Annotated in this window: 2 tRNA genes and 3 rRNA genes; all 5 read right to left on the bottom strand. The window is 49.1% G+C overall.

Annotated features, from left to right (window positions below):
* Nucleotides 1–39 precede the first annotated feature (39 nt).
* The 5 genes from rrf to KPC_RS17470 all read right to left on the bottom strand — a co-directional run bounded on the left by rrf (nt 40) and on the right by KPC_RS17470 (nt 5,320).
* Nucleotides 40–154: ribosomal RNA gene (gene rrf, locus KPC_RS17490) — 5S ribosomal RNA — on the bottom strand.
* Between the two features lie 176 nt (nt 155–330).
* A 23S ribosomal RNA gene (locus tag KPC_RS17485) occupies nt 331–3,222 on the bottom strand.
* A 306-nt stretch (nt 3,223–3,528) separates the two neighbouring features.
* Nucleotides 3,529–3,604: transfer RNA gene (locus tag KPC_RS17480), tRNA-Ala, on the bottom strand.
* Nucleotides 3,605–3,646: 42 nt separating this feature from the next.
* Nucleotides 3,647–3,723, bottom strand: a tRNA-Ile gene (locus KPC_RS17475).
* A 60-nt stretch (nt 3,724–3,783) separates the two neighbouring features.
* Nucleotides 3,784–5,320 (bottom strand): 16S ribosomal RNA (locus KPC_RS17470).
* The 16S, 23S and 5S rRNA genes sit together here with 2 tRNA genes alongside, the layout of an rRNA operon.
* Nucleotides 5,321–5,489: the final 169 nt, after the last annotated feature.

Raw genomic sequence — 5,489 nt, 5'->3', positions numbered from 1 at the left:
GCACCCTGATTCTATTGAATCAGGGTGCCTTGAATAATGAGCTGGCGATGACTTACTCTCACATGGGTAACCCCACACTACCATCAGCGCGAAGAGGTTTCACTTCTGAGTTCGGGATGGGATCAGGTGGTTCACTCTTGCTATGGTCGCCAGCACAACTGGGATGGTTAATCACTCAGGTCTTATTTTAAATGCCTGTGCTTTCGCCAAATGAGTTATTAACAGTTGACTGCTTTGAATCTGAAGTTTACGTTCTCGCATAAACTAAATCAAGTTACATTGTCTGGTATTCAATCAATTGCCGACTTTAAACAACCACTTGGGTGTTGTATAGTCAAGCCTCACGATCAATTAGTATTGGTCAGCTTCATACGTCGCCGTACTTCCACATCCAACCTATCAACGTCCTGGTCTTGAACGGATCTTTAGAGGACATAAAGTCCTAGGGAAATCTTATCTTGAGGTAGGCTTCCCGCTTAGATGCTTTCAGCGGTTATCCCTTCCGAACATAGCTACCCGGCGATGCGACTGGCGTCACAACCGGTACACCAGAGGTTCGTCCACTCTGGTCCTCTCGTACTAGGAGCAGATCCTCTCAAATTTCCAGCGCCCACGGTAGATAGGGACCGAACTGTCTCACGACGTTCTAAACCCAGCTCGCGTACCTCTTTAAATGGCGAACAGCCATACCCTTGGGACCTGCTTCAGCCCCAGGATGAGATGAGCCGACATCGAGGTGCCAAACACCGCCGTCGATATGAACTCTTGGGCGGTATCAGCCTGTTATCCCCAGAGTACCTTTTATCCGTTGAGCGATGGCCCTTCCATACAGAACCACCGGATCACTAAGACCTACTTTCGTACCTGCTCGACTTGTGGGTCTCGCAGTTAAGCGCGCTTTTGCCTTTATACTCTACGCGTGATTTCCGACCACGCTGAGCGCACCTTCGTACTCCTCCGTTACTCTTTAGGAGGAGACCGCCCCAGTCAAACTACCCACCAGACACGGTCCTCGTCCCGGATAACGGGACAGAGTTAGAACCTCAACATTACCAGGGTGGTATTTCAAGGATGGCTCCATGGCAACTGGCGTCACCACTTCAAAGCCTCCCACCTATCCTACACAAGTAAGGTCAAAGTTCAGTGTCAAGCTGCAGTAAAGGTTCACGGGGTCTTTCCGTCTAGCCGCGGGTACACTGCATCTTCACAGCGATTTCGATTTCACTGAGCCTCTGCTGGAGACAGCGCCGCCATCATTATGCCATTCGTGCAGGTCGGAACTTACCCGACAAGGAATTTCGCTACCTTAGGACCGTTATAGTTACGGCCGCCGTTTACTGGGGCTTCGATCAATAGCTTCGCTTGCGCTAACCACATCAATTAACCTTCCAGCACCGGGCAGGCATCACACCCTATACGTCCACTTTCGTGTTTGCAGAGTGCTATGTTTTTAATAAACAGTTGCAGCGGCCTGGTTTCTGTGGCTGCCAACAGCTCAAGGAGCAAGTCCTATCACCATCAGCAGCGTACCTTCTCCCGAAGTTACGGTACCATTTTGCCTAGTTCCTTCAGCAGAGTTCTCTCAAGCGCTTTGGTCTACTCGACCTGACCACCTGTGTCGGTTTCGGGTACGATTCCTGTCTAACTGAAGCTTAGAGACTTTTCCTGGAAGCTTGGTATCAGCCACTTCGCTAGTAAACTAGCTTGCTATCAGATCTCAGCATAGAGCACCCCGGATTTGCCTAAGATGCATGCCTACTTCCTTCCACCTGGACAACCAACGCCAGGCTGACTTAACCTTCTCCGTCCTCTCATCGCATTAAACAGAAGTATTGGAATATTAACCAATTTCCCATCGACTACGCCTCTCGGCCTCGCCTTAGGGGTCGACTCACCCAGCCCCGATTAACGTTGGACTGGAACCCTTGGTCTTTCAGCGAACGGGTTTTTCACCCGTTTTGTCGTTACTCACGTCAGCATTCGCACTTCTGATACCTCCAGCATGCTTCTCAACACACCTTCATCGGCTTACAGAACGCTCCCCTACCACGTATACTTACGTATACATCCGCAGCTTCGGCACATAGTTTTAGCCCCGTTACATCTTCCGCGCAGGCCGACTCGACTAGTGAGCTATTACGCTTTCTTTAAAGGGTGGCTGCTTCTAAGCCAACCTCCTAGCTGTCTATGCCTTCCCACATCGTTTCCCACTTAACTATGATTTTGGGGCCTTAGCTGGCGGTCTGGATTGTTTTCCTCTTGACTACGGACGTTAGCACCCGCAGTCTGTCTCCCGGATAGTACTCATAGGTATTCGGAGTTTGCATCGGTTTGGTAAGTCGGGATGACCCCCTAGCCGAAACAGTGCTCTACCCCCTATGGTATTCGTCCGAGGCGCTACCTAAATAGCTTTCGGGGAGAACCAGCTATCACCGAGTTTGATTAGCCTTTCACCCCTATCCACAAGTCATCCCCCGGCTTTTCAACGACGGTGGGTTCGGTCCTCCAGTTAGTGTTACCCAACCTTCAACCTGCTCATGGATAGATCACCCGGTTTCGGGTCTATACCCAGCAACTATACGCCCTATTAAGACTCGATTTCTCTACGGCTCCCCTATACGGTTAACCTCGCTACTGAATATAAGTCGCTGACCCATTATACAAAAGGTACGCAGTCACTCCACAAAGGAGCTCCCACTGCTTGTATGCATGCGGTTTCAGGATCTATTTCACTCCCCTCACAGGGGTTCTTTTCGCCTTTCCCTCACGGTACTGGTTCACTATCGGTCAGTCAGGAGTATTTAGCCTTGGAGGATGGTCCCCCCATATTCAGACAAGGTTTCACGTGCCTCGCCCTACTCGACATCATTATGTGTGCCCTTTCGTGTACGGGACTATCACCCTCTACGGTTGCACTTCCCAGAGCATTCCGCTAAAACACACATAACTTAATGGGCTCTTCCCCGTTCGCTCGCCGCTACTGAGGGAATCTCAATTGATTTCTTTTCCTAAGGGTACTGAGATGTTTCACTTCCCCTCGTTCGCCTCATGAAACTATGTATTCATTTCATGATACCTGCCTTATAGCAGGTGGGTTCCCCCATTCAGAAATCTCCGGATCACAGGATATTTGCCGCCTCCCCGAAGCTTATCGCAGGCTATTACGTCTTTCATCGCCTCTGACTGCCAAGGCATCCACCACATGCACTTAATTACTTGACTATACAACCCCAAATAGTCGGGATCATATAACAGCAATCAATTCATATACCAAAACGCTTGATTCAGTTTAAATTTGCTAGTTCTCAATAAATTCAAATTAATCGCTTAATTCAAATCCTTGAGTGAACAATTATTTCAGACTCAAATTTGTCAATCTGTTAATGATTCTCTACCGCCTCGTCAGCAAGTAGAACTGTGATAAATCACAGAAGTTAACAAGTCGCGTATTCTACCGCATTCCCTCATTAATTTCTATAANCTAAAAAACTTAAATGCTTGTTTTTTAACATGTTGCGAAGCAATATGTGGTGGAGACTAGGAGAGTCGAACTCCTGACCTCCTGCGTGCAAAGCAGGCGCTCTACCAACTAAGCTAAGTCCCCAGCTTAAGATCTCGATATATCTGCCGCCTTCACTCGTAGACTTGGTGGGTCTGACAAGACTTGAACTTGTGACCCCACGCTTATCAAGCGTGTGCTCTAACCAACTGAGCTACAGACCCTCAGATACATCAATGAAGAACAACTTGTTGTGGATTCTTACCAGTCAATCAACTTTTCGTTAAGGAGGTGATCCAGCCGCAGGTTCCCCTACGGCTACCTTGTTACGACTTCACCCCAGTCATCGGCCACACCGTGGTAACCGCCCTCAATTAAGTTAGGCTAGCTACTTCTGGTGCAACAAACTCCCATGGTGTGACGGGCGGTGTGTACAAGGCCCGGGAACGTATTCACCGCGGCATTCTGATCCGCGATTACTAGCGATTCCGACTTCATGGAGTCGAGTTGCAGACTCCAATCCGGACTACGATCGGCTTTTTGAGATTAGCATCATATCGCTATGTAGCAACCCTTTGTACCGACCATTGTAGCACGTGTGTAGCCCTGGCCGTAAGGGCCATGATGACTTGACGTCGTCCCCGCCTTCCTCCAGTTTGTCACTGGCAGTATCCTTAAAGTTCCCATCCGAAATGCTGGCAAGTAAGGAAAAGGGTTGCGCTCGTTGCGGGACTTAACCCAACATCTCACGACACGAGCTGACGACAGCCATGCAGCACCTGTATCTAAGTTCCCGAAGGCACCAATCTATCTCTAGAAAGTTCTTAGTATGTCAAGGCCAGGTAAGGTTCTTCGCGTTGCATCGAATTAAACCACATGCTCCACCGCTTGTGCGGGCCCCCGTCAATTCATTTGAGTTTTAGTCTTGCGACCGTACTCCCCAGGCGGTCTACTTATCGCGTTAGCTGCGCCACTAAAGCCTCAAAGGCCCCAACGGCTAGTAGACATCGTTTACGGCATGGACTACCAGGGTATCTAATCCTGTTTGCTCCCCATGCTTTCGTACCTCAGCGTCAGTATTAGGCCAGATGGCTGCCTTCGCCATCGGTATTCCTCCAGATCTCTACGCATTTCACCGCTACACCTGGAATTCTACCATCCTCTCCCATACTCTAGCTAACCAGTATCGAATGCAATTCCCAAGTTGAGCTCGGGGATTTCACATCCGACTTAATTAGCCGCCTACGCACGCTTTACGCCCAGTAAATCCGATTAACGCTCGCACCCTCTGTATTACCGCGGCTGCTGGCACAGAGTTAGCCGGTGCTTATTCTGCGAGTAACGTCCAGTAATTCTGGGTATTAACCAGAGTACTCTCCTCCTCGCTTAAAGTGCTTTACAACCATAAGGCCTTCTTCACACACGCGGCATGGCTGGATCAGGGTTCCCCCCATTGTCCAATATTCCCCACTGCTGCCTCCCGTAGGAGTCTGGGCCGTGTCTCAGTCCCAGTGTGGCGGATCATCCTCTCAGACCCGCTACAGATCGTCGCCTTGGTAGGCCTTTACCCCACCAACTAGCTAATCCGACTTAGGCTCATCTATTAGCGCAAGGTCTTACGATCCCCTGCTTTCCCCCGTAGGGCGTATGCGGTATTAGCGTCCCTTTCGAAACGTTGTCCCCCACTAATAGGCAGATTCCTAAGTATTACTCACCCGTCCGCCGCTAGCTCAGTTACCGAAGCAACCTCGCCCGCTCGACTTGCATGTGTTAAGCCTGCCGCCAGCGTTCAATCTGAGCCATGATCAAACTCTTCAGTTAAAATCATTTTGTAGCTTTAATCTAAACTACCAAATCCTGGCTCATCAATTACTGACAAAAATTCTCAAATAAACTTCGAGTAATTTCTACCAATCAATCAATGATAATTTATCGTTAATCAACCAGTAAAAATCCACACAAGTTGTTCTTCATATTCTCTTAATGATCT

Source organism: Acinetobacter stercoris (assembly GCF_900323515.1).
Lineage (GTDB): Bacteria > Pseudomonadota > Gammaproteobacteria > Pseudomonadales > Moraxellaceae > Acinetobacter > Acinetobacter stercoris.
The sequence above is the reverse complement of the archived record's forward strand: the minus strand, read 5'-3'. Positions and strand labels throughout refer to the sequence as shown.